At 70.0% G+C, this 280-nt stretch carries 1 protein-coding gene; it reads left to right on the top strand.

Going from position 1 to position 280, the window contains the following annotated elements:
- A partial coding sequence (locus IH00_RS0128175) for an ATP-binding cassette domain-containing protein (RefSeq protein WP_039947500.1) occupies positions 1 to 280 on the top strand: 280 nt, incomplete at both ends.

Raw genomic sequence — 280 nt, forward strand, 5'->3', positions numbered from 1 at the left:
GCCAGGACATCACCAAGCTGTCCGGCCGCGCCCTGAAGGCGGTGCGCCGCAACATCCAGATGGTGTTCCAGGACCCGTACACGTCCCTGAACCCCCGGATGACCGTCGGCGACATCATCGGCGAGCCCTTCGACATCCATCCGGAGGTGGCGCCCAGGGGCGACCGGCGCCGGCGGGTGCGGGAGCTGCTCGACGTGGTCGGTCTCAACCCCGAGTACATCAACCGCTACCCGCACCAGTTCTCCGGCGGCCAGCGCCAGCGCATCGGCATCGCCCGCGG

The sequence above is a fragment of the Streptomyces sp. NRRL S-118 genome, assembly GCF_000716335.1.
Classification (GTDB): Bacteria; Actinomycetota; Actinomycetes; order Streptomycetales; family Streptomycetaceae; genus Streptomyces.